This window comes from Spirosoma pollinicola, from assembly GCF_002831565.1.
In the GTDB taxonomy this organism is placed as follows: Bacteria; Bacteroidota; Bacteroidia; order Cytophagales; family Spirosomataceae; genus Spirosoma; species Spirosoma pollinicola.
Genome location: NZ_CP025096.1, coordinates 763,861 through 789,157 on the forward strand (window position 1 = coordinate 763,861; position 25,297 = coordinate 789,157).

Genomic DNA, 25,297 nt, shown 5'->3' on the forward strand with positions numbered 1-25,297 from the left:
ATCCCGCATTCTAGGTAATTGCCTAAAATGCGGGATGGCTGTTGTTTGTCTTTATAGTCGTTTACCGGTTTTACATCTTTTCCAAAACCCGCTCCATCGAAACTTCCTGGCCAATCATGGCTTTTAGCTCGGCAATTGGAATACGAATTTGCTCGGTTGTATCGCGATAGCGAACCGTAACGGTATTGTCTTCCAGGGTTTGATAATCCACAGCGATACAGAACGGTGTACCGATCAAATCCTGCCGGGTATAGCGTTTGCCGATGGCGTCGCGCTCTTGGTACACCACCCGGAACTCCGATCGGAGACTCTTCACAATTTCTTCTGCTTTTTCGGGCAATCCGTCTTTGCGAACAAGCGGGAATACGGCCGCTTTGATCGGTGCCAGTGCCGGATGCAGTTTCAGATACGTCCGTTCTTTTTGCTGATCCCCCTCCCCTACGGTCTCTTTGGTAAACGCGTTGCAGAACACCGCCAAAAACAGACGGTCGGCCCCAACGGATGTTTCGACCACATACGGAATGTAATTCCCATAAGGCTTGCCCGTGGCGGGGTCAATATCATTATCGAAATACTGCTGTTTTTTGCGGCTAAGTTCCTGATGCGCTTTCAGGTCAAAATCGGTGCGGGAGTGAATCCCTTCCATTTCGCGGAAACCAAACGGAAATTTGTACTCAATATCCACGGCGGCATTGGCATAGTGCGCCAGTTTTTCGTGGATGTGGAATTTGAGTTTATCGGCAGGTAAACCAACAGCCTGGTGGAACTTCATCCGGGCATCGCGCCAGGTTTCATACCACTGCATTTCGGTGCCGGGGCGCACAAAAAACTGCATCTCCATTTGTTCGAATTCGCGCATCCGGAACGTAAACTGCCGGGCAACGATCTCATTCCGGAACGCTTTACCAATTTGGGCAATACCAAATGGAATCTTCATCCGTCCGGTTTTCTGCACATTCAGAAAGTTAACAAAAATACCCTGCGCCGTTTCGGGGCGAAGGTAAATAAGGCTGCTGTCTTCGGCCAGAGAGCCAACCTGCGTCGAGAACATCAGGTTAAACTGGCGCACTTCGGTCCAGTTATCCGTACCCGAAACGGGGTCTTTGATCCCCTCGGCAATGATCAGGTTGCGAACACCTTCGAGGTCATTATTGCCTAGCAAACGGCCCATTTCCTGCAACAGTGCTGTACTTTTAGCTTCGTCACCTGCGTTGGCATAGGCTTCGGCTTTAAGCTCCAGAAGCTGGTCGGCGCGGTATCGTTTTTTGGAATCGCGGTTGTCGATCATCGGATCGTTGAACGAGTCCACGTGCCCTGATGCTTTCCACGTCAGCGGGTGCATAAAGATCGACGCATCAATCCCGACAACATTGTCGTGGAGTTGGGTCATGGCCTTCCACCACAGCGATTTTAGGTTATTTTTCAGTTCAACACCATTCTGACCGTAATCATACACAGCCTGCAGGCCATCGTAGATTTCGGAAGATGGGAAAACGAAGCCATACTCTTTGGCGTGGGAGATAATATCTTGTAAAGTTGTTTCCGGGGAAATTTTCTGCTCTATCATAATCAGCTACTGATACCGCAAAGATAGCGTTTGCGACGAAAATCCCTGAAAATGGCTAACTTTCGGCAGTGACTTTATTGACTGACAACTATGCTTATCAACTCGCTCGCCTTAAAGAATTTTAAATGTTTCGAAGAACTCGACGTAAAATTTGCACCCATTACGCTCTTAACTGGAGCAAATAGCAGTGGTAAGAGTTCGTTGATCAATGCGATTCTGGCAGTGTTGCAAACGGAGCAATTTCCGTTTTACCTATCTCCGAATGGAAAGTATGTAAATATGGGCAGTTTTGAAGAGATAGTATTTAATAAAGATTCTAGTAAAAATATATTGTTAGAATTTCATTTACAGTCTCGTCAGCTTAATAGATTATATTTTAACACTATTTGGAAAAACGACGATAATGGATTACCTACTTTACAAAATTTGGACATAAAAAATAAGCGTTTAGAATTATCTATTAGACTAAAGAGTGAAAGATATTTTATCAATATGACTTTACTTAAGGATAAACTTTTTTCGGAAAATTTATTAATTAAGTCAATAAAAAATATATCTAAGAATGAGTTTTCAATATCTAAAGAAGGTAATTTAGTTTTTAATGATGTAGAGTTTTCTTCGGCAGATAAAATGATCAAAAATTTTATTTTACCTGTCTTAGATATTTTCCGTTCTGTCAATATAGGGGGTATAGGAGTATCCTCGATCGCTTTAGGGTATCACTTGTTTAACTACATAGGATCTTTTCGTTTACCACCAGAAAGGACTTATTATCAGAAAGCAAAAGCCCAAGAGAAAATTGATCCTGATGGTAATAACTATATTGATCAAATTATAGAATGGGAAGAAACAAGTCCTGAGAAATTAATAGAACTAACTGAAGTGATGCAAAAAATAGAGCTTTTCACTGAAATTAGGTCCAATAAGAGCAAGGGGGGACGTTTTGAGCTAAATGTAAAGATTTCTTCAAAATCTAGTTATACTCCATTGTCAGACGTAGGATTTGGAATTAGCCAATTTTTACCAATTATAGTAGCTGATTTACAATTACCTAGAAACTCCTGCCTCGCTATTTCCCAGCCAGAAATTCACCTCCATCCTAAAATTCAAGCTCAGTTTGGCAATTACTTAGCGAATCAAATTAACCGAACTGAAAAGCAATATATTGTTGAAACGCATAGCGAGTACTTGCTTAATAGAATACGCCTTTTATTAGTTACTGGTGAATTAAAACCAAATCAAGTGAGAGTACTTTATTTTGAGAACGATGGAGTAAAAAGCACTGCTCATGATGTAGAGTTCGCTACCGATGGGCAAATTAAAGGAGCGCCACAGGGATTCTTTGATACCTATGGAATTGATGTAATGGACATTGCCATGAATGCACACTAATGGAAAATCCCACCGCAGAAGAATTAGAAAAAATCTTAAAAACTGATCTGTTTGTTGATACCAACGTCGCAAAGAACTTTAAAAATCCACTTGACCCGGAGTATAAAAAACTACTTCAATGGCTGAGAACAATTGGCTGCTGGGTAGTTTCAAAAAAATTACTGGTCGAATATGGCCGAAGTAATCAAAACATCGCTGTTTTGACCGACTTATTACAACGCCAGGGGCGACTCAAAGTCATTGACAACGAATCCCATAATAAACTGATTTTCACAAAGCTTACAGAAAGACGTCTGACTTGTAACGCAGAAGATCGTTGGCACTTGAAAACAATTTTACTTTCACATCGTAAAATCGCTATCGTTATCGACGTGGCTTTGCGCAATGATATTAATAATCATCCGATTCTTGAAGGCATAAAACCTCAAGCCGTGGCCCGGCCAGAGGAGATCGACTATCAAAACTACACAATTTAGCCACATATAGTTACCTGATTAGACCACTCTACGTCTAAGGGGCATGTTTGCACGCCTTCACGCCCTCATCCGTGATTATTTCGGATTTTCGCATAAAGAGACTAGAGGTTTTCTCGTCCTTATTTTTCTGACGGTACTCTGTTTATTGATTCCGTTTGTATACCGGTTCATTATCCCCAGTCCCCCCGTCGATACGTCTGTAACCGACCTGCGCAAACTCGATAGTCTTGTGGCGTTGATGCAGGCAGAAGAAGCCAAACAGCTTCAGTTTGGTGATCGCTTAGGTAAGGAGAAGACAACTGCCGAACGGTTCAGCGAGCCTAAACTATTTAATTTTGACCCCAATACGGTTAGCGTGGCGGGTTGGCAACAATTGGGACTGCCTAAATGGATGGCCGAACGTATTGAAAAATACCGCAGCAAAGGTGGCCAGTTCCGCCGGAAAGAGGATCTGCTCAAAATCTATGACTTTCCACCCGACCTATACGATCAACTCGAACCGTATATTACACTGAAAGAAACGCCCCGATCGAGCCAGTTTAACGATAATCGTTTTGGATCAAACAAATCTTACCCGAACGAACCCTATAAAGTCAATGACCGGCCTGTCTACCCGGAACGACCCGCCAAACCCGTCCTCCAACCATTTGATATTAACACGGCCGATACGACTCAATTGATCGCCCTCAAGGGCATTGGCGCCACCCTAGCCGGGCGCATCGTTAAATTTCGGGATGCGATGGGCGGTTTCATTTCGACAGACCAGTTTCACGAGATTTACGGCCTCGACTCCCTTGCGCTTTACGAATTGCAGAAATTTGGCAAAATCCGGTCGGCGGTGCACAAGATTCCCGTGAACACGGCTTCGGCAGAGGAACTGGATCGGCACCCGTTTTTATCCCGTAAGGAAGCACAGATCATTGTCAATTACCGCGAACAACATGGCGCTTACACGTCGGCAGAATCCTTGAAACCAATCCGGATTCTGGATGCAAAAACAATTGAGAAAATTGCCCCTTATCTGGAATTTTAGAGGTCTATTTCCTGACGTTAGAACACTGATTTTTTAGGGTCAGGACAAGTAGGATATGCTATTTTAAGTATTTACGAAAAAAGGTCCAAAGACAAAAAAGATTCACAGCAAAGTCTCCTTTTGCTCTTAAAAATTATTTTTAATCATAAAAATCTGCGTTCCATTGGATTAAAGTATTGGTAAATTGAAAGCCGCATTTGCTTAATTTAAACTGGCTAATGGCGTTCAGAAATACATGACAAACTTCCTTAAAAATTCAATTGGGCTTTACCTGAGTTTATTGCTCTGCTTTTCAGGACGAAGCATGGCGCAACAATCCATCGTATGGCCAAACGGCGCAAAAGCTGCGATTTGCCTTACCTACGATGACGCCATGAGCAGTCAGCTTGAACAGGCCGTTCCCGTTCTTAATGCGCTCAACTTAAAAGGCACCTTCTTCCTAAACTCTGTTGGCGATGATCGAATGGCCGATCAATGGCGGCAAGCAGCGTTAAAAGGGCATGAACTGGCAAATCACACCTTATTTCACCCCTGTCTGGCGGCAAAAGGATGGAAAGCTGCCTGGGCATTAGACAACTATACCTTCGATCGTGTTTTAAAAGAAGTTCAATCCATGAATACACAGTTGTATTTACTGGATGGCAAGAAGACCCAACGCACGTTTGCCTTCCCTTGCGGAGATACTACTGCCGGGGGCGTTTCATATCTGGATACGCTACGTCGGTCGGGGATGGTGAGTTATGGGCGTATGGTAGGTGATGCGAATTCAGTCGTTACAGATTTCGCATCGCTTGACCTATTGCAAGTGCCCTCAATGGCTGTTCAGCCCACGAACACCGCTGCCGATTTAATTGCTTATGCCGAGAAAACTGCCCAGAAAGGCGGCCTAGGCATTTACCTGTTTCATGGCGTTGGTAGCCAATGGATTGCCGTATCGGCTTCGGAGCACAAAAAGCTTGTAAAGTACTTGGCCGGCAAAAAGCAAACGTATTGGGTAACGACCTTTCAGGAAGCGATGGACTATGTTTCCAAATGGAAGAAAAGTCATCCGTCTGCAGTTGGCACTAAATAACGTGCATACTAACCGTCTACCTAAGCAATTCTGCTTGTTCTCAAAAACTAGTGCCCCGCAGAAACGGACCGTCTCTGCGGGGCACTAGTTTTTCGTAAAAAATCGAGGATATAAGCCTACCGCTTCGTCAACACCACAACGTTTTCGACGTGGTGTGTGTGGGGAAACATATCGACGGGCTGCACACTCGTTACCGTATAGCCTTCATCTAATATACCTAGATCGCGGGCCTGCGTGGCCGTGTTACAACTTACATAGACAATTCGTTGGGGAGCCGCTTTAAGCAGTTGGCGCGTTACGGCCTCATCCATACCAGCACGGGGCGGATCGGTAATAACAACATCCGGGCGACCATGCTTCTCAAAAAAGTCATCGGTTAGAATGTCTTTCATGTCACCCGCTACAAAGGTCGTGTTGGTAATTCCATTCACCTCGGCATTAACACGGGCATCGGCCACCGACGCTTCTACATATTCTACCCCCACAACGTGCTTGGCCAGACGAGCCACGAAAAGAGCGATAGTCCCGGTTCCGGTATAAAGATCATAGACCCGCTCCTGCCCTGTTAGTCCGGCAAACTCCCGTGCCACTTTATACAGGTTATACGCCTGTTGCGCATTGGTTTGGTAGAACGACTTCGGCCCGACCCGAAAGGTTAGCAATTGGTCGTTACCAGCGTCCATCTGCTCCTCTATATACCCCTTACCGGCCCAATTGACAACTTCCTGGTCCTGATAGCTGTCGTTTTTCTTGGTGTTCAGAATGTAATTCAGCGATGTAATCTGCGGGAACGCAACCAGCAAATGGTTCATCAGGGCATCCAGCAACTCCGGGTTGTCCTGAGCCACCTGCAACGTTACCATTACCTGCTGCGTAGTATCGGCAGTGCGGATAATAAGCGTCCGCAGATAGCCGGTATGCAATTTTAGATTATACAGCGTGACACCGTTCTGAAAAACAAACTCATTCACGGCCAGCCGGATAGCGTTAGATGGGTCGGGCTGGAGATAGCAGTGGTTAATGGGCAGCACCTTATCGAAACGACCCGGTACGTGAAAGCCCACTGCCCGCTGATCCATCGGCTCGTCGGTTCGCACTTCAGTCGAAGTCAGCCAGCGACCTTCGGCGCAGGTAAATTCCAGTTTATTACGATAATACCGGGTAGGGCTGGCCGCAAGTATAGGCAGAATAGCTGGCAACCCTACTTTACCGATACGCGTCAGGTGGTCAACGACCTGCTGCTGTTTAAAGCCCAGTTGTTCAGGATACTGAATATGTTGCCACTTGCAGCCGCCACAGGTACCAAAGTGTTCGCAAAAAGGCTCCGTTCGCAAGGGAGACCACTCCTGAACGCGCTCGGCAACGGCTTCGCGGTATTGCTTTTTGGTATTGGTAATGCGTAGATCGACCACATCGCCCGGTGCCACGCCCGGCCCGCCGGTGGGATTTTCAACAAAAATGACACCATCCTCAGTACGCACTATGCACTTCCCTTCGGCGGCAACGGCATCAATACGAACGCCAGCCAACCGTTCGGGTATTTTATGAATCTTCCTACGCATAAGTCCTAAAAAACCGCTAATTTAAGCAGTCGTTTTCGGACAGACCCTATACTCAACTGATTCTGCTTATGCCGAACCTGTACCGTTCCTTTTTTCTACCTCTCTTTTCGATCATCATCTTTCTGGCAATGAGTCAGTTGGCTCACGCAACACATATTGTTGGGGGCGAACTCGAACTGCGTTATCTTGGCACTCAGGGGCAATACACGCATCGCATCAATCTTAACCTCTACTTCGATGTCGTTAACGGAAATCCGGGCGCTGATGATGGCTTAGTATCTGTTGGTATTTTCGCGAAACGCACCAATCAACTTATCGGGTATGTTGTACTTAATCGCATCGGCAGCGAATACATAGCCTATACTAAACCTGCTTGTACGAATGCGAGTTTGAGTACACGGCTTATTCGGCATAGTATAGACCTGACGCTCGATCCCAACGTTTTCAACGATGCTGGCGGGTACTATATGACCTGGGAACGGTGTTGCCGCAACGGCACAATCACTAATATTGAAGCACCGGCAGCTGCCGGGTCAACATTTTATCTGGAATTTCCTGCGGTCGTGAGCGGCCAGACCCGCTTTGTCAATTCATCGCCCGTATTCACCATTCCAAAAGGCGATTACGCCTGTATTGGTCAACCTTTCACGCTGGATTTCAGTGCTAAAGATTCTGATGGGGACAGCCTGACATACGCTCTTGTGACTCCATATAACGGTTTTAGCACATCGGCAACCCCAAATCCCGGCGCAGTCACACTTAACTCCACGCCTTATTTTATATCCGGGCCTTATCCGCTTGTTCGCTGGAAAAGCGGCATTTCTACAGCTAATGAAATACCGGGAACGGTGCCCTTACAAGTTAATGCCCGTTCGGGTTTACTTAACGTGACACCTAACCAGGCGGGCCTTTTCGTCTTCTCGGTTGAAGTAACAGAATATAGGGCTAAAAAGGCAATTGGACGTGTGCGACGTGATTATCAGGTGTTGGTGCTGGATTGCCCTAAAAACAATGCGCCAAATCTTCTCTTTAAGCCCGACGGACAAAAAGAATTTTACAAACAGGGAACCGTATTAACGATTGCCGAAAAAGACACGAACTGCCTTAGTTTGTTCATCACCGATATTGACCCGAATCAACGCATTACGGTTACCAACATGAGTGGTTCGCTACCCGGTCTCACGCTTGCCCCCGGCAATCTGCTCACTCGAACCAGTCACGATACCCTTCAAGTCAAGTTCTGTTTCGGGCGGTGCGTTGGTGGAAACGGCACCCCCATAACACTACTTATTCGAGCTACTGACGACGGCTGTCCACAGGGGTTAAGCGACACGATAAGCGTGCGGCTGAATATCATTCCATCACCGAATAACAAACCACTGGCGGGCACCGATTTGCCAACCAACAAAGCCAGCGTTTCGGTGGGGGCATCGCTCACATTCAATGCCTTCGGAAAAGACATTGACAATGATAACATAACTATTCAGGCAGTTGGCAGAGGGTTTACACTCGCACAGGCAGGCATGAGTTTTGGTTCGGCATCGGGCATAGGTACGGTGTCACAACCCTTTACCTGGAAACCAACCTGCACGCAGGCAACGAGGGCTGAATACCTGGTCGATTTTATCGTGACTGATACTCGCTGCAATCGAAACCTGCGCGATACTGTTACGGTAAATCTGGCGGCAATCGGCCTGCCCAGCCAACCACCCACAGTTCGAACAACGCTTGCTCAACAGGTAGTTGAGTTAGTGGTTAGCCCAGGTGACTCTGCTGGACGCACTCAGTTCGACGTGTTGGGTAACGATCCGGACCGCGATACCCTAAAGCTAACCGCTATTGGACAAGGGTTCGATGTTAAAGCTGCGGGTATGACATTCACCGATAAATTTGGTCTGCCCACCCTGGAATCACCATTTGCCTGGAAGCCAACCTGTGAGTTGATGGCGGGTAAATTAGAAGCAACCTTCGTCGTGGATTTTGTAGCTGATGACCGCTCCTGCCAACCAAATCATGCCGCTGTAACAACCGTCACGTTCCACGTAAAAAACCCGTCCTTTAATGCTGACATTAAGGTTCCGAATATTTTTACGCCCAACGGTGATGGATTCAACGATTATTTTGCGGTCAGGAACTTGCCCGAAAATACCTGCGACGAACAGTTTAACTCTATTGAGGTAACAAATCGCTGGGGCCAAACGGTGTATAAATCATCAGATCCTAAATTTCGCTGGTACGGCACCGATGCTGCTGTTGGTACCTATTATTACCTGCTGATAACGTCAAAGCGAACAGTTAAAGGCACCGTTACATTAATGCGGTAATTGCCGGTTGAACGAACGCAGTTGCTACGTTTAACTAGCGGCAACTGCGACTAATTCTTTATCTTCGCGGTTGCAATTATGAAAGATAAAGTAGTTCTCATTACCGGTGCTTCGTCGGGAATTGGTCGTGCCTTAGCCTTTGCCTTTGGGCTCGAAGGGGCAACCGTTGTTATTTGTGGCCGTAAAGCCGATGCCCTTCAGGCAGTCAGTAACGAATTGCGTCAGGCAGGTATCCATGTTCTCGCTCTAACTGCCGACGTCAGCGTTGAAGCTAATGTTAAGACACTGATCGAACAAACTGTTACCAGTTTCGGGAAAATTGATATTTTAATCAATAACGCAGGGGTGTCCCATCGCTCTATGCTAATTGACACGGAGCCAGTCGTTATTCAAAAAGTGATGGACATCAATTTCATGGGTACCGTGTATGCAACCCGCTATGCCCTGCCCTATATTCAGCTTGCCAAAGGGTCCATTGTTGGTATTTCATCCATCGCGGGTTACAGGGGGCTACCCGTTCGAAGTGGATATTCGGCCTCGAAGTTTGCCATGAATGGGTTTCTGGAAGCGGTTCGGACGGAGTTACTACACACGGGTGTCCATGTACTCACAGCCTGTCCGGGATTTACAGCATCCAATATTCGTTTCTCAGCCCTTGATGCCCATGGGCAAGCCAAGGGCGAAACGATGCGCGATGAGGGTAATATGATGACGGCTGAAGAATGTGCCGACCACATTTTAAAGGCGGTAAAAAATCGCAAACGCGAACTTGTCTTGACAACCCAGGGCAAGATTACAGTTTTTCTCAACAAGTGGCTCCCTACGTTAATGGACAAACTCGTCTACAATACCCTGGCAAAGGAAAAAGACTCACCACTTAAACAATGAGTGAATGAACGGATGAGTGATTGGGTGAATGACCAAGTAGCTATTTAAGCCGTTAAAAAGCCTATATTCTTACAACAGTCTGCTTCTAAATTATCCAGACACTATCTCTCCTGATAAAATAGAGGTTATTGTGCCAGAGAACCCGCAGATAGATATCCTCTGTACCCAGGATGCTAACTTTATTACCCTTGCCAATAATTTCGGCAACGGGAGCCGCTGCCGAAGGGTCGGTACGAAGCAGCACACGGTCGTGGTTGATAATACCCGACTGTATTCCTTCCGGGAGGTTGGTAAAGATGAACAACATCAGTAGATACATAAATACCACCCATTTTTGTCGGGCCAATATTGCCTGTTTCCTAAGCGATTTGAGTATAAGAACGGTAAACACATACACCGCAGGAAGCATCAGAAACAAAAGAAAATAGAGACCATATTTCCGATAGAAAAGGTAGAAATAATTTAGGTCGTCAGTTTCGTAACCACTCAGGTTATTGGCCCGAGCGATGTCGTTCATTCGTCGCAACACAACATCGTCGGGGTGGCGTTCAAAATATACGTCCAGGTAATAAAGTAGCCGGGGTACATCATTTTGTTTTTCATAAGCACTGGCAAGTTTTAACAGCATTGGATCGGTGGCAGTATGGCCCTCGGCTAATGCGTCTTCAAAGATTCTTGCTGCTTTAAGCTGATCACCAGCCGAAAATAGCGAATCGGCTCGCCGAAGGGAGTCGGATGAAACTATCTGTGCCTCAGCGAGTCCTGACAAAAAATAAAAAAATAGGCTTATTTTAAGAGGAATGGCTTGGAATGAACGGAATAAGGCCATAATTTTGCACCACAATTAAGAACAATGACCCATAAAGGGGCTCAAAGTTCACCCGATTTGGTAGCTCAGCTGGTAGAGCAATACACTTTTAATGTATGGGTCCTGGGTTCGAATCCCAGCCGGATCACGTAATGAAAAAAGCCGCTGTTAGCGGCTTTTTTCATGTTAACCCTACTTAGAAAGGAAGGTCATTACTTTCTTCTTCAAAAGCAGAGTTGAACGACATTGCAGCCGGTTGACTCGACTGCGCCGGACGCGACTGTTGTGCTGGTGCCGACCGGGGGGCAGCAGGTGCAGAACCGCCTTCACCTTCCCCTAATTCGATACGAAACGCCCGCAGTTCGGTGTACCAGCGATCATTATATTCGCGTGACTCAGCGCTGAACGTTGCTTTGAGTGTATCACCGGTTGCATATTGTTTTAAATCTGCAACTTTATCACCCCAGGCCGTCAGACATACTTTTTTGGGGTATGATGCATCCAGTGTTTCAATAACAAATTCCTGCTTACTCCAGGGGCCTTTCTGGCTTTGACCCGATACTTCGGGCAGTACTTTTATAAGTTTTCCGACTAATTCCAGTGCCATACTACTTGGACTTTTAAACGTGATTTAGAAAGATAAAAGTACGAAAATTTGCCCGTTTTTGGGCCATACTTTACCAAAAAACTAAAAGTTTCTCAGCGGCATTTGGCATAATATGACAAGATCGCTATCTTTGCACCCGGATTCAACGGCATGACCGTAGATACAGTAAATGGCCATGTGGTGAAATTGGTAGACACGCCATCTTGAGGGGGTGGTGCTGCAAGGCTTGGGAGTTCGAATCTCCCCATGGTCACACAAAGAATAAAGCAACGCACTGTATATCAATTGATTACAGTGCGTTTTTGGTTTTCTTACTGCAACCTTACTGCAACACACATGCTGCGTCCTGAATCAGAGGCCATTAACAAACGGTTTTTTGAGGCCATTGATGAGCTCGTAAAACGGCGCATCATTCGGGGCAAAAAAACCTTTGCCACGCGCTACGAACTGAACTGGGGAAATTTCTACAAACTTCGGAAAAACCCGGCCATGGGCTTCGAACTTTGTTTTCTGACCTGGCTGGTGCGGGACTTTGGCATCTCGTCCCAGTGGTTACTAACGGGTGAAGGCGAGATGTTTGCCAAACGAGTGGTTAATCAAAAAAGCCCGGTCTGATGAAAAGACCGGGCTTTTTTGATCAATTTATTGACGAACGCAATGAAGCCAATCGATCATTAAATGGTTTCATTATAAAGATACAGCTTGCTCCCCTGGGCCGATAACTGAATCTGTTTACCCGGCAGAGGCTCCAGGGTGATCGTCTTTTTGCTGTTTTTAGGCCGACTAGGATCGAACACCCACACATCGAGCGCTGAGCCTTTTACCCGGTACATGGCATCAGCCCGGCCGCGTCTGCCGTTGACCGAATAGGCCCCATCATTGGCCGAAGCATGCTCCAGAATCGTGGTACCATCGGTTTTAGGATCGACCCAACCCGATCCTTCTTCCTGATAGCGGCAGTAGCGCCAGGGTTCACCTGCGGTTCTGGTGCAGAGCGAATAATAATAAGCCGCTTCAGGACCCGCATCATGCCAGCGCATGGGCTCATCAGGATAGCCATCAGCCGTCTCCGGAGCCGGAGTGCCATTCACAAAAGGCATCCAGGTTGAATTGGAATCACCCGATCGCATGCTCATCGGATCAACCCCGTAGTGCGTCCGCTCGTCGAAGGGCAGATACCCGATCGTGCGACAGAACCCGATACAGAAGACGTTACCAACTAAATAATCATAGTCGATTTGCGGATGCTTGTTGAAGGTTCTTACGGTACCCACATTGCCGATGCGCCGATCGACATAGTAACCATTGTGCTGAAAGCCATCGTTGCCATTCAGCCCCTCGATGTGCGGCCACATCACAAAAATCAGCTTCGCCGGTGGTATGCCGGGTGTGGCTCCCATACCGAGCGCCATCACCTCGGCCGCAAACGCTTTGTTATAATACCGACTGGCGTAGTTGATCTGATCAGCGTAATGCTTGATGATTGCCCCAACGCCTTCGGGTTCTCTGGTCGTGAAGTAATCACAACTGGCACGGGCGGCAGAGACACTGGCAATTTTGGCTTTGAAGAACGGATCGTTTGGGGCCTTGTTGCTACCATCGCCGGTCTGGTACTGCCAGGGGTCGCCATTATAGACGTCCCAGGCTCCATACGTACCGTAGTTACGATAGGGCAAACCAGCCCCGTTGTTTGCGGCCGCATACATGGCCCGGCGCTTATTATAAAACCAGCGAAACTGAATCAGGTGGTGATCCGAACTACCCCAGGGATTGCCCTCATAAATTTCGTTGGCCTCCGCATAACATAAAGGAAGCGTCATGGCTACATTTTCACAGTCCTGCTGGGTAAGTTGCGAAATAGCCTGTCCACTGGTGGCGGGTGATTTGCCCGAATTGCCCCAGATGCTGGAGTGAATCCAGTTAATCTGTTTTTCGTTACTAGCCGCCGTGTCCATGACTGCATTGACACTGGCTTTGCCGACAATACTGTCAGAGGTAATATCAGTACGTTTGCGTACGGCAAAATGCTGTTTTCCCTCGGGCAGGGTAAAATTGGGCGCTTCTTTCTGCGCCCTGGCGATCCAGAAATCAGTTGGCGTCAGCCAGGAAGGTCTTGTTGCGAGGCTCATAGATAACAATTAGTTGGCTACCGGCGCGGGGCCGATGGTTATGTTTGTCCAGCCTTTGCCGGTCCAGTTAATGCCGTCGTTGGGATTGATGTTGTTGGGCACAATGGCCACCATTACACCCACGTCATCGCCGGGATTAAAGTCGTAACCAGTCGGAAGGCTCGTGCTTGGCTGCTGACCCGAAATCCAGTAGTAGAGTGTAGAGCCCGAGGGTACCGATGGCGTCGCCAGGTTGGCGATCCGGGCTTTGCCCGATGACCACTGCACCGAAGGGGTCAGCAGACCCGCTCCACCCGATACAATTTGCTGAGCAGCGATGCTGGCGCTACCCGAGCCGGGTGTTACCGGCGGGTTGGTTTCCACAACTGGGTAGATCTGGGTTCTGGCTGTAGTTTGACTGGCTCCACCGGGAACGTTTACACTGATCTCCTGAAAAGCCGAATCGGCCTGGCCTTTGGCTTTGAATTTAAAGGTGACTACGTCGCCCGCCACCGAGTTCACACTGCTGCTATGGGTGTAGTTTTTTGCATCGCCCGTGATGCGCATATTCTCAGTATGTTGCGCATAAGGAAAGCCGAATGCCTGGGATTTACTGAAAAGAATCAGGTCATCACTGTTCGATACGTTAAACCAGACATACACCTTGTTTTCGCCCCAGGGATCGCCAGCGCGTGTCCGGATCCAGCGGGCATCCATAGCAATCACGGCTCCCGAAACCGCTGGGGGTGGCGTGACTACAGGCGGGGTGTCTGAAAGCGTGATAACCTGGTAGTCGGTGTCTGCATTGGCAATGGTCAGGCTGCCATACTTGGTTTTGCCCAGGTGCTCCAGCTTGAAAACGTGCAACCCTTTGGCCGGGCCCGTTGCACTATCGTAGCGATACCTCGTCTCTAGATTCGCCACATTGGCGCCGAAATAGCGCATCTGTTCGCGGCTGGCGTGACCAGTCGTATCCGTATCGGTCAGGAGGGGAAGCGTTGTTTCGCCCGCATCGGGACCCGAAAAGACCGTAATTTTATCATCGGCTGGATTGTAGCGAGCCACCAGGTACGGGGTAGCCGTCGTAACAACGACCGTAAATGTTTTACTGGCCGTGCGGTTATCGGACTGAATAAGCTTAAGCGTAACCGTAAAGCTGGCCGTTCCGGGGGGTGGTGTGCCACGCAGGGAGAGTTTGTTATCGGAAACCGACACACTCGGAATCAGCCACGAGGGGATGCCCCCGCTGTAGTCGATACCGACAATCGTTTTGCCATTATCAGCCGTGCCCACCTCGTTATAGTACAGACTTATCGAGTATTCGGCACTGGCAACAGCGCCAGGCAAACTAGCGAGTGTCCAGACCGGATCGTGTCCGTCCGGCGGTGTTACCACACCGCAATCGGTGGAGAGGTCAGCAATATTGCCGGTGTAGCGGCCAAAGCCTGATCGGCGGGGTGATTCGATATCGTCCACGTTGAGGATCACCTCCGCTGGCACGATATAATAGACGAACTGGCTGCCCTGATCGGTAGTGGTCAGTACTGGCTCTGAAGCTAGTCTGTTTAGTTTGATAACAATAGTTCTGGCCATAGCTAGTTGCGTCTTACGTTACCGGTGATCGTGTTGTTACTGCCCTGATTGAGTACCCCGCCGTTCACCGTATCGGTGTAGGAATTTCCACCCAGGCCCGAGGTCGTATTATTAATGACCGTACTGTAAGTGGTGCCGGGTCCCAGCCAGATGGCCTGTTCAACACCGGATGGCTTCATCGAAAACAGATTCGAACTGATCTGCATGTCCAGGTTGAGCCCGAAGCTGGCCACGATGCCGTAGACCGTTCCCGAGCCTACCCGGAAGTACTGGTTGTTATGAATCTGCACTTGGGCCACGTTGTAGAGGTTGGTGCCAATGGTGGTGCTGATGCTGTTTAAATAAATGATGTTATCGCTCAGGCCGATCTGCACGTAATTCTCGATGGCCACCCCGAAATCAATGGCGTTGATGTGGCACTGGGTGAGCTGGATACCGGGCGGTACGTAACTGTTCAGTGGTATAGTACTCGTCGCGTCAAGGCCTTTGGAGACGCCCACGAAATCACACCCCCGCAGTTTTACCCCTTCAATGCCCGGCTGCGAAGCGCTGACGATGCTCACCCCTGTTTTGGCATCGTATACCTTCACATTGTCCAGGGTCGGACTGACCGCGGCCAGGGAAGAGGTATAATACGAGCCAATGAATTTGCTTTGCCCGTTGCCACGCATGATGTTATCCTTCTGCACGAACTCCAGGGGATTCTGACACCAGATGCCAAACTTCCATTCGTGGGCAGGCGAGAACCGCGAGATGGTCACCCCCGTCACGGAGCCGAGTTTCTGGGCATATCCCCCCCGCAGTTTGATAGCGGCCCCAGTCGTCATGTCCACGCCGGCAATCAGCGTCAGGTCCCGGATATCGACGATACCGCCCCCGGCGGCATTGGATGTAAAAACGAGCAGATTCTTATCCGCATTCATGCGTATGGCGGCTGAGGGCGATTGGCCCCGGATGCGCATGGAACCGGTGTTGATAACCGCTAAGCTGTCATTGGCTTCATACAGGCCGTTGGGTACCAGCAACGGTACGTTGCTCGACAGCGCCCGTCGTAATGCGTCCGTATCATCCAGATTATCGTTCGGAATGGCGCCAAACTGGGTGATGGGCACTTCGCCGTTATGCACCAGCTTAAAGCGCATGTTACTGGCCGTCACCAGCACCGTGCCTCCATTGTCGGGCGTTGACGTATCGGTTGGGTCATAGACGAACGTCCCCTGCCGGTATTTGTCCGTCAGGTTAATCGAGACAGGCATAGCCAGGCTACTGTTAGCGCGAAGACTCGTTAGACTCATGTAGGGCGTTATGGCTACGGGAGTGGCCGTGCCGGTTTTGCCCCGTTCGGTCAGAATGCCGTCGGCTCGCCTACCCAGGTTATAGATGCCCGTAGCGCCCGAATTTTTGGGGCTTGGTCCTAACTGAGCCAATCCGGGCAGGGCGGTAAGCAGTAGGAGAATATGGAGTAAATAGCGGCTCATCTAGGAAGCGAGGTTACGTTTTTGAAGGTGTAGTTGACCGGTGAAATCACTGGCCCCGGTGATGGTGAAGCCGGTCGTACCGGTAAAGACAATACTCATATAGTCGAAGGCATTGCGGTACTCCGAATCGGTCAGCACCGGGTAAATCAGATTGCCCGAAACTTGCAAATTATGCGACTGCATGACCCCGATCATGGACGGTGTAATGTCGATATCCTGATAGGTCAGAGCCTCTCCCGACGGCGGAGCCGCGTCGTAGCAGTAAATACCCAGTACGGGCCGCGAATCCCCATCCATGCCATTTGAATAATCAATACTGTCCAGGTAGGCAGTCAGGCTGGGGAGGATGTAGGCAAAGACCTGATCCCGGCTAACCAGCACCAGTTTACTCTCGCCCGTATTGACATCCGTCTGGGGGGCAAACAAACCCGTGATGGAACCGGTATTAGCCAATAGCCGGGATAAGCTCACGTCCTGAAACAAGGCCTTCGCCTGACCGGCGAGCAGCTTTTTTATACCCTGCACGATAAAGTCTTCGCGCAGAAAACCCGCGACACGGCCCGCATCGTCAGAAAAACCAGCCAGCCCGTCCGAGCGGATTCCGGCAAAGAATTTGGTGACGATATTGGAAAATACGTCGGTCCACTGGGCGTAATAACCACCGGTGGCACCCGTGTTCCCCCGCCAGATCAGGTTGTTGCCGGCTCCGCTTATCAGAAGGTTCATGGCCGCTTCCAGATTAATCAGTTCCGATAGGCGAATGGCCAGCCCCGCTTTGACAGCGCCGAGTTGGGACGGATGGTCGGCCGTATCGACGGCGGCTTCCCAGGTAAGCTGCAAGAGTGATTTTCCCGTACTCGTATTAACGCTGCCTTCATTTCCTCCAACTGATCCATCCGGTGTTGCCGAAATAACCGATCCGCTGGGCAAAATCTCTAAAGCGGCTGCCAGCTCGGATTCTAGCGAACCGGGTTCGTAAGCAGTTATAGCAGCATTGCGGGCATAAAGCCAGTAGAGTACACCCGTTTGCAGCTCACTGCCCGACGGATCGGTGGTAAAGGCCAGATCCGCGGTCCAGTCTTGCCAGGCACTGAACACGCCATTTTGTTCGAGTCGGTATTGCCAGCCGGGGCCGCTTGCGGTGCCTCTGGGAACAATCGTGTAGTTCATCCGGGTAGAAAGGGTTTTTTGCGACCGATGCCCGAAATGCGGCCGATCAGTGTCTGAACGTCCAGGGTGCCCTGGCCGGGGGTGCCCTGATAGATATCCACCAGCAGCTGATGCCGCACCGGATTGTTATGCGCCAGGTTCATAAAACCCGTTGGCAGGGCCGTGGCCGTCAGCGTATAGGTCATTGCATGGGCAATGGGTCTGATCTGATCAGCAATTGATTTTGCCACGTCCTGCGGCAAACTGGCCGGACTGCTGGCGGGAGCCGTGGGGTCATTGAGCCCGCCGGTTGAAATCAACGTTTTGATTTTGGCCTGCTGCGAGAGCACCCGTTGCACTCTATTGACCTTTCGGATATCGCCCAGCGTGAGCGTGTACTTATATGGCATGAGCACGTCGCGGGTGAAGGCCGTTATTCTGGCCAGCCGGTCGATGTTCAGATCGGTATCCACCAGCCGGATGGCATCGCCCACGGTAAAGAAATTGGGCGGATTATCCAGCGGAACGGGACCAAAATCATTGGCTTTTCCCTTCAAATACAGCTCATCGATTGTCAGAGCATATTCGATCGAGGGCGCTCCGTTTTCGGCCAGCCAGGCCTGGCCCGCTGCGAGCAGTTTCTCCTCAGCCGCCGTCACGTAGGAATCGGGCATGAGCAGATCAATCAGCGTGTAGGTGTCACCGACACTGATTTTGAACGGCGAGGCGGGATCGGTTGCCGGGAAAACCAAGCCGTTTTCGTCGGTGTATGCCTCTAGTTGCAGAATGAAGTTGTTGGTAAAATACTTGATCAGATAGAAGCTATAGCCCGCCAGTTGCCCGGTCAGAAACGAGACTTTAGGCTTTACGCCTGGTATCTGGTATTTGAAGACGGGCTTGGGGTTGCCAGCAGAATCAATTACCACATGATCGACTTCGAACGGATCAAAGCCGATGCCGAGGCTAGTGAATGCCAGCGAATCAACTACTTCGGCCACCGTTCCGCTAAACGTGGGGTAAATATCTTCAAAGACAACGGTGCCTTCGATTAGTCCATACTGAGCAATTGCCGCCGAATCATCTACATACGAATCCCAGGGCGATGCTGTAGGCGATGGGTTGGCGTTGGGAAGTTGGAGCCGCGTTGCAAAGTTCCGATAGCCAGCGGGCAGATTCTTACTACCCCCAAATACGTAGGCCCGGGTGAAAAACGGTGTCTTATCAACGGGCCGGCGGGTGAGCTCATAGAGGCCATTGCCCTGTCCATACTGATACACATCAGACTTAATACTACCAGCAGGGCCGATAGAAAGGATCCGGTTTGGCGCATCATTGGGCCTGTATTCAATACTGAACTCAGTGCCATACTCATCGCACAAGCGTTGTAGCACGGTCAGGCAATTCTCATTCTCGAACGAAAGGGTTTTTACGGCCGTGAGCGTGCCATCGACCGGCTGGCCCGGAACGCCCGTCTGGGTGCTTTCTCCCGGCACCGTCACAGACCCCAGCCCCCAGGCTCCCGAGAACACCCGGACCATGTTGGCAAAGAGCACCTGCGCAAAAAAAGCCAGATTACCCGTCAGACTGAACGTACTGCTCAGGGCATTGCCCAGCACATCCGTATCGAAGAACATTACCCGGATCAGGTGATACTGCGGCCCTTCCAGCACCACCGTGTAGCTGAACTGATGCTCGCCGTGTTTGGTCTCGGAAGGCAGGGTGTTGATGGTGTAGAGCTGGCCGAAAATGGGCAGCGTATCACCAATACCGATATCGAGCACAGCGGTCGAATCAAGCTCCAGCGTGAGCGTATCGCCGGTCAATAGATCCACCCGCTGCTCACCGTCCGATAGGCCGCGAAGCGCAGTCAGACTTAATAAGGGTAGCTGGGTACCATCCGGTTTTCTTAGTACAAGCGGGGCCATAGGTCAGTCAGGTTGGTTTTTTCTTGGACGCTCATGCGCTCGAGTTCTCCCGATATGATCAGGTAGTATTTGGCCGTTCCGGAACCGCCATACGAATGGGTCAGGGTTTGATTGGTTCCCTGCATCTGGGTTTTAGTCCCGTCTCCCCAGTAGAGGGTAATGGGCGTTGGGGCCGTCAGGCGAATGCTGGCGGTGGAGTTGCCCGTACCAATCAGTACATACTTGACCGGCTGGGGCTCGATCAGACTAAGGGTAAACTCGCCCACCATGGCCCCGTCCCGCCACTCTTTTTTAACCGACAAATTTCCTTTGGCGTAGACCTCAAACACCAGGGGTTTGCCCGTAACGGGAGTGAGCTTGAGCCGCTGGGTGTTTGAGCGGACCAGTTCAGTCAAAAGGCTGTTGAACTGGGTAATGAAACTATCGGCACTGGGCGCTACCATCCAGCTCTCGAGGGTAATGGTTCTGGCCTGAAAGCGGGGGCGTGAGAGGTCCACTACTTCCCCATGTGCATCCGGCCAGTCGACACGGAACGGATCCTTTAGCTCCAGCCCGTCCACAACACCCGATGAGCGGGTCACATGAATGCCCAGTTGAGAAAAAGGAACCGCGTTAATTGAATAATTTAAGTCCATCAAACACTATCTTTATACTTATATTATAAGCACTTACAAGCCAAAAATTTATAATGGTGTACCGCCAATTCCCCGCGTCGGGTCGTTGGCAATCTGCTGAAGTCGTTTATCTATCGATTTCAGGTAATCGGTATTGTCGGCAGTACGGCCAGTATTTTTCTCAATGCCCGACAGAACGATCAGGGATTGACGAATGGCTGCATTGGTATCGGCATCGATGATGCGCATGGCGTTAAACTGGCCCTCGAGTACATTCGCCGTCGATTCACTAATTCCGGCGATAGCATTCGAGACCGAATTGGGATTCTTCGAAGCTGAACTGCCCGATGTCGGCTTCAACACATCCAGTCCCGAGGCTTTGGCCGCATCCTGAAACTGTTGAAGCCACTGGTTAAAGAGGTCCAGCGCACCTTTGGAATTGTCGGTAAACTTCTGAAAGTCATCAATCACGTTCCCATCGCCCCCGTCAGCGACGTTAAGCGATTTGGTCAGATCGGCTTCAAGCTGGGTAAAGAGGCCATTGAAGGCTTTGGAAAACAGCATCTTGGTCACCAGATCTTCCAGAATCGAGCTGACCGAATCACGGAACGCTGCGGCTGCATCGGTGCCATCCTCAAAGGCGCCCACCAGTGAATCACGCAGTTTATCGCCCAGCCCCGAAGCCAGATCTGATACAATGCCCTTAATGGCCTGCCGGGCCTCATCCATCTGCTTCTGCCAGTCGATGGTCGACTGAAGAAGCTGCTTGGTCTGATCGTCGACTAAACCCTGATCGATCAGGGTCTGGGCCAGACTGGTGTTGAGCGTATCGACCCCATCGGCCGTTTTCTGAATCAGGTTTGGGTACAGATTAAGCAGCGAGGAGAACTCGTCAACCTTTTTGTTCGAGCTAAAAAAGCCAGCGATGCCGCCCACAATGCCGCCCACAATCGCACCTACTGCAGCGCCAGCTGGCCCACCAATGGCACCAATGGCCGCGCCCGTAGCGGCTCCCGACCCTACAGTTTTCAGGAATGTACTCGAATCGAAATAGCCCTGAAGGCCCGCTTTGGCTTTGCCCTGATTGAGCTTTTTCAGACTCTCCTGATACTTGAGCTGGGCATCATCGAACTGTTTAAAGGCGTCCGTTAATTCACCCGTATAATCTTTTACGAAGATATTCTCCCTCGCTTTGGCCTGGGTACCCAGCTGCTGGTTTAACAACAGATTGTACTGCTGCTGTTGGGCAATGACCGCATTGTAATAATCCAGTTCGGCTTTTTTGCGCTGGGAAGCGGCCGTGGTGATGGCGCTAAACAAGCCGATCACCCCCTGAATGGCATTACTATAGAGTTCGGACTTTTCGATGCCCTTTTTAAACGAATCGGCAATCAGGCCCACGTTTGACGAAAGGGCTACCAGGGCTTCACCGGCCTGGGCCGCATCGCCCCCCATACTGATCAGACTCTGACCGAACTGATTAATGACCGACGCATACTGATTGACTATGGCAATATCACCCTCGCTGAACTGCTTTTGCAGGGCGTTGAGCTCTTTCTGAGCCTTTTTAAAGGCTTCACTGTTTTCTCCAAATAAGGTTCTGGCGCTTTCAACGACGGCCTTCTGGTTATCGATCTGGATTTTTAGGCCCTTTCGACCCTCTTCCAGAATGACTTTGGTAGTCGTTTTGTAGGCCTCCGTTTCTTCCAGTTTTCGCTGTTGAAACTCCTGAAGCGCCTGTTTTTCAGCGGTGTTAATGACGCCCAGCGCGGTCAGGTAAGCCGCTCCGCGTTTGTCTGCATACTGCTTATCCAGCGCTACCCGCTTATCGGCAAAATCGCGCTGAATGGCCAGTTGCTGCTGACCCGAGGAGGCATAAGACGTCAGGAACTGATCCAGCTGCTGACGCAGTTGCTGCTCGACCTGAACGGTCTCTTCGGCCAGCTGGCGACGGATGTCAAAGTCGTCTTTGGAGAGCGGCTTGGTTTTATTTAGCTCATCCTGGCGCTTTTTAAGCTCGATCAGATACTGTGATAAACTGCCCGCTTCAGTCTGGGCGGTGCGTAAACTCTCATTAAAGCGATCAATACTGGATTTTTTGCCCGTTACCTGATCCCGCTCATCGATCAGGGCCGATAGGTTCAGCGCACTTTTCTCATCGAGTTTGCCCGATTTGCCCCTCGCTTCAAGTTTTTGAATCTGGGTATTCAAATAATCGACGTACGACTGGCCGGATTTTAGTAACCCCGCAAACTGGGCATCCGCCGCCTGCTGGCCATAGGCCGAAACCCACTTGGTATAGAGCTCATACTTGGCTCGTTTGTCACTCAGCTCCTCATCGAAGGATTTAAGGGCAGTGGCTTTTCTGGCCAGCTCCAGTTGATTCTCCGCATTGAGCTTAATGGCATTCTGCCGGGCAATCTCAGCCGTATTGTCCTTGGGCGTTTTGCCCAGGACCGTATCGACTTTCTTGATGATATTCTCCCAGTAGGTCACCGAGCCATAGGGGCCCACCTTATCGGCATTGCGGGCCGCTTTTTTCTCCTCCGCCGTTAGAACACCACTGAGCTTTCGGTGCTGAGCTTCGAGTTTGTCAATATCGGCCCGAATTTTGGCGTTCTGGGCATCGGAATTAGCGGTCGACAACGACTCTTTTTTGAGTTTGATCTCCTCACCCAGCTGCTCAATAGTTTTGCCCTGAACGGCCTGTACTTTGGTTTCGCCGGCGGTGAGTTCAGCCAGCTGCTTTTTATAGTCGTTCAGACTACCCTCGGCTATTTTATAGCCAAAGCTTAATTTGTCTAAACCTGCCATCAACCGCTCCTGCCGGGCGATGTTGGCTTCAATTTCGGCTTTTGAGTTGGTGCCAGCGTAGATATTTGACAGCGCCTGTTCGACCTGCCCCACCACCTGATCGGCTTCCCGTTTGGTTTTCTGAGCCGCTTCCAAATTCTTCCGGGCCAGTACCAACGGCGAGTCCGCCGTAAGCCCCATACCGATTTGTTGCCGCCCCGTTTTACCCTGATTGGCAATCAGATCATCTTCCGCTTTTTTGAGTTTTTCGGCCGCTTCGGTTTGCTGATCGTAGGCTTCTTTGGCTTTATTCTGACCCGACTCCAGCTGGATTTTCTTGCGCAGCGAGATTAGGTACTGATTGACCGCACTGGTCAGATCAACCGTTTTAGCCCGCTGAAAGTCAAGTCCCGCCACCACATCGGGAGCTACCGATTTTAATTTCTCGTAAGCTATTAACCGCTCCGATTCAGCAACGTTCTGATTGCGAATCACCCCGATCAGAGTTTTAATCTCCCCGCGCTGTTTGTTGAAATTCGAGATGGCTTCTTTGCCCGAATCTGCTAGAATCTCCTGGGATGACTTGAGCTTTTTGGTCTCATCCTCAAACAGCACCACGTAGGTGACCAGGGCGGCCAGGGCCGTGCCGACCAGCACGTACGGATTGGCCAGCATCGTGGCGTTCAGGGCCGCCTGGGCCCGTGACAGCAGTGAGGTGGAGGCAGCTAAGCGTAATTGGGTTGCAGTGAGCGTCGTTCCTGACAGACTGGCCAGCCCCTGCTGAAGGGCCATCGTTTGGGTAAAAATCAGGTTGGCCCGCTGGGCGGTAGACACTAGCAACAAAGCCGCCCGGTAGGAGCCGTAGACCGTCACGCCCACCTTCAGAATATCAATGATATCCTGATAATGCGTAACCACATCGGTCGCCGTGTTGAGCAGATTGGCAATAATGCCTTCGTTCTTCTTGCCAATCTCATTGAGCACAGCATCGTAGGCATCCCCCAGCTTTTCTTTCAGTCCCAGTAAACTCTTGCTTTGGGCGTCGAGGGTTCCGGCAAAAATACCGGAGCCCGATGTCATGCCTTCGATGGCCTTTTTAACCTCGGCAAAACCGACCTTTCCATTTTCGACCAGGGCCCGCACCTTGTCTTCGGCAACCCCAAACTGTTTGGCCAGCTGCGCAATGAGCGGAATACCTGACCCAACGAACTGATTCAGATCCTGAGCAAACAGCCGTCCCTGGGTTTTGGTCGTCCCGTAGAGGTAGGTGAGCCGCTCCAGAGGCAGGCCCAGTCCGGCGGATATATCGCCCAGGCGTTTTAGGGCCGGAATGATTTCGTTTACCGAAAAACCGTAGGCGAGCAGTTGTTTCTGACCCTGACCAATATCCCGAAGCGAGAAGGGCGAGGTAGCCGCAAAGGCCACCCCTTCTTTTAAAAAGGCATCCGCTTTGCTCTTGGAGCGAAGCATGGTCGTAAAGGCTATTTCCAGCTGCTGGAATTCACCCCGGACCTTTATAATCTGTTCGGGAAGGCCCGAAAGGGCCTGAAACGAGAAATAGCCGGCGGCTAATTGGCCTAAACGCTTAAAGGAATCATCTATCTTGGCACTTTCACGAGCGACGGTATTTGAAAATCCAAGCACCTTCCTTTCAGATTGCTCAAGCCAAGCCCGAAAGTTTACATCATTGATACTGGCATTGAATGAAAGTGCTCCATCAACTGAATTCATTTCGACCTTGCCTTAAAAGTGCTTATAATTTAAGCATTAAAGGTAATAAAAACCTTTTATTAATAGATAGCGTCAAGAAGGGCACTGAGCAATTGACTATCAATTCATTAAAGAAAAATATAGTCAAAAATTATGTTGCTCAGACGAATAGCAATACCGACTAAGTACTTATCTTAA

18 protein-coding genes and 2 tRNA genes are annotated in these 25,297 nt (G+C 49.9%); 9 read left to right on the forward strand and 11 right to left on the reverse strand.

The features are described 5' to 3' along the window. Positions 1-70 precede the first annotated feature (70 nt). The gene (locus tag CWM47_RS03230; protein ID WP_100986335.1) at positions 71-1,567 is read right to left on the reverse strand and encodes a glycine--tRNA ligase; all 1,497 of its coding nucleotides are present in this window, start codon (positions 1,565-1,567) and stop codon (positions 71-73) included. A gap of 90 nt (positions 1,568-1,657) precedes the next feature. Here CWM47_RS03230 and CWM47_RS03235 point away from each other — a divergent pair, with 90 nt between their 5' ends. From CWM47_RS03235 to CWM47_RS03250, 4 genes are all read left to right on the forward strand, one after another. After that, complete coding sequence (locus CWM47_RS03235) at positions 1,658-2,959, forward strand: AAA family ATPase (RefSeq protein WP_100986336.1); 1,302 nt, start codon at positions 1,658-1,660, stop codon at positions 2,957-2,959. After that, entirely contained in the window at positions 2,959-3,435 is a 477-nt protein-coding gene (locus CWM47_RS03240; protein ID WP_100986337.1) for a hypothetical protein, read from the forward strand. The genes CWM47_RS03235 and CWM47_RS03240 overlap by 1 nt, the downstream gene beginning before the upstream one ends. Before the next feature lie 43 nt (positions 3,436-3,478). Further along, positions 3,479-4,468: a helix-hairpin-helix domain-containing protein gene (locus CWM47_RS03245; protein ID WP_100986338.1), complete on the forward strand. Its 990-nt coding sequence runs from the start codon at positions 3,479-3,481 to the stop codon at positions 4,466-4,468. A 235-nt stretch (positions 4,469-4,703) separates the two neighbouring features. Further along, positions 4,704-5,540 (forward strand): polysaccharide deacetylase family protein, encoded by an 837-nt coding sequence (locus tag CWM47_RS03250; protein ID WP_100986339.1) that lies wholly within the window; start codon positions 4,704-4,706, stop codon positions 5,538-5,540. Between the two features lie 116 nt (positions 5,541-5,656). On the opposite strand, the gene rlmD is transcribed toward CWM47_RS03250, so the two are convergent. Next, complete coding sequence (gene rlmD, locus CWM47_RS03255) at positions 5,657-7,102, reverse strand: 23S rRNA (uracil(1939)-C(5))-methyltransferase RlmD (RefSeq protein ID WP_100986340.1); 1,446 nt, start codon at positions 7,100-7,102, stop codon at positions 5,657-5,659. Between the two features lie 68 nt (positions 7,103-7,170). On the opposite strand from rlmD, the gene CWM47_RS03260 reads away from it, so the two are divergent. Together CWM47_RS03260 and CWM47_RS03265 are read left to right on the forward strand one after the other, a co-directional pair. Continuing rightward, positions 7,171-9,426, forward strand: a complete 2,256-nt coding sequence (locus tag CWM47_RS03260; protein ID WP_100986341.1) for a T9SS type B sorting domain-containing protein — start codon at positions 7,171-7,173, stop codon at positions 9,424-9,426. Between the two features lie 78 nt (positions 9,427-9,504). Then, a complete protein-coding gene (locus CWM47_RS03265; protein ID WP_100986342.1) occupies positions 9,505-10,314 on the forward strand; it encodes an SDR family oxidoreductase in 810 nt (269 codons plus the stop codon). A gap of 85 nt (positions 10,315-10,399) precedes the next feature. Here the strand turns inward: CWM47_RS03265 and CWM47_RS03270 are convergent, their stop codons facing one another. After that, positions 10,400-11,143: a tetratricopeptide repeat protein gene (locus CWM47_RS03270; protein WP_100986343.1), complete on the reverse strand. Its 744-nt coding sequence runs from the start codon at positions 11,141-11,143 to the stop codon at positions 10,400-10,402. Positions 11,144-11,197: 54 nt separating this feature from the next. Here CWM47_RS03270 and CWM47_RS03275 point away from each other — a divergent pair. Beyond that, positions 11,198-11,270 (forward strand) — tRNA-Lys (locus CWM47_RS03275). A 48-nt stretch (positions 11,271-11,318) separates the two neighbouring features. Here CWM47_RS03275 and CWM47_RS03280 read toward each other — a convergent pair. Continuing rightward, complete coding sequence (locus CWM47_RS03280) at positions 11,319-11,729, reverse strand: DUF3127 domain-containing protein (RefSeq protein ID WP_100986344.1); 411 nt, start codon at positions 11,727-11,729, stop codon at positions 11,319-11,321. Positions 11,730-11,900: 171 nt separating this feature from the next. Between CWM47_RS03280 and CWM47_RS03285 the strand changes: the two genes are divergently transcribed. Both CWM47_RS03285 and CWM47_RS03290 read left to right on the forward strand, forming a co-directional pair. Further along, positions 11,901-11,982 (forward strand) — tRNA-Leu (locus CWM47_RS03285). An 83-nt stretch (positions 11,983-12,065) separates the two neighbouring features. Further along, complete coding sequence (locus CWM47_RS03290) at positions 12,066-12,344, forward strand: hypothetical protein (RefSeq protein WP_100986345.1); 279 nt, start codon at positions 12,066-12,068, stop codon at positions 12,342-12,344. 59 nt (positions 12,345-12,403) lie between these two features. On the opposite strand, the gene CWM47_RS03295 is transcribed toward CWM47_RS03290, so the two are convergent. Genes CWM47_RS03295 through CWM47_RS03325 form a run of 7 tightly spaced genes read right to left on the reverse strand, consistent with a single transcriptional unit; the run spans position 12,404 to position 25,120 of the window. Beyond that, positions 12,404-13,858 (reverse strand): hypothetical protein, encoded by a 1,455-nt coding sequence (locus tag CWM47_RS03295; protein WP_100986346.1) that lies wholly within the window; start codon positions 13,856-13,858, stop codon positions 12,404-12,406. 9 nt (positions 13,859-13,867) lie between these two features. Further along, the gene (locus CWM47_RS03300; RefSeq protein WP_100986347.1) at positions 13,868-15,430 is read right to left on the reverse strand and encodes a hypothetical protein; all 1,563 of its coding nucleotides are present in this window, start codon (positions 15,428-15,430) and stop codon (positions 13,868-13,870) included. Between the two features lie 2 nt (positions 15,431-15,432). Further along, complete coding sequence (locus CWM47_RS03305) at positions 15,433-16,908, reverse strand: hypothetical protein (protein WP_100986348.1); 1,476 nt, start codon at positions 16,906-16,908, stop codon at positions 15,433-15,435. Beyond that, positions 16,909-18,078: a hypothetical protein gene (locus CWM47_RS03310; protein WP_100986349.1), complete on the reverse strand. Its 1,170-nt coding sequence runs from the start codon at positions 18,076-18,078 to the stop codon at positions 16,909-16,911. It lies immediately after the preceding gene. Further along, entirely contained in the window at positions 18,075-19,982 is a 1,908-nt protein-coding gene (locus CWM47_RS03315) for a hypothetical protein (protein ID WP_100986350.1), read from the reverse strand. Before CWM47_RS03315 ends, CWM47_RS03310 begins: the two co-directional genes overlap by 4 nt. Beyond that, complete coding sequence (locus CWM47_RS03320) at positions 19,964-20,617, reverse strand: hypothetical protein (protein WP_100986351.1); 654 nt, start codon at positions 20,615-20,617, stop codon at positions 19,964-19,966. Before CWM47_RS03320 ends, CWM47_RS03315 begins: the two co-directional genes overlap by 19 nt. Before the next feature lie 48 nt (positions 20,618-20,665). After that, the gene (locus CWM47_RS03325) at positions 20,666-25,120 is read right to left on the reverse strand and encodes a tape measure protein (protein WP_100986352.1); all 4,455 of its coding nucleotides are present in this window, start codon (positions 25,118-25,120) and stop codon (positions 20,666-20,668) included. Positions 25,121-25,297: the final 177 nt, after the last annotated feature.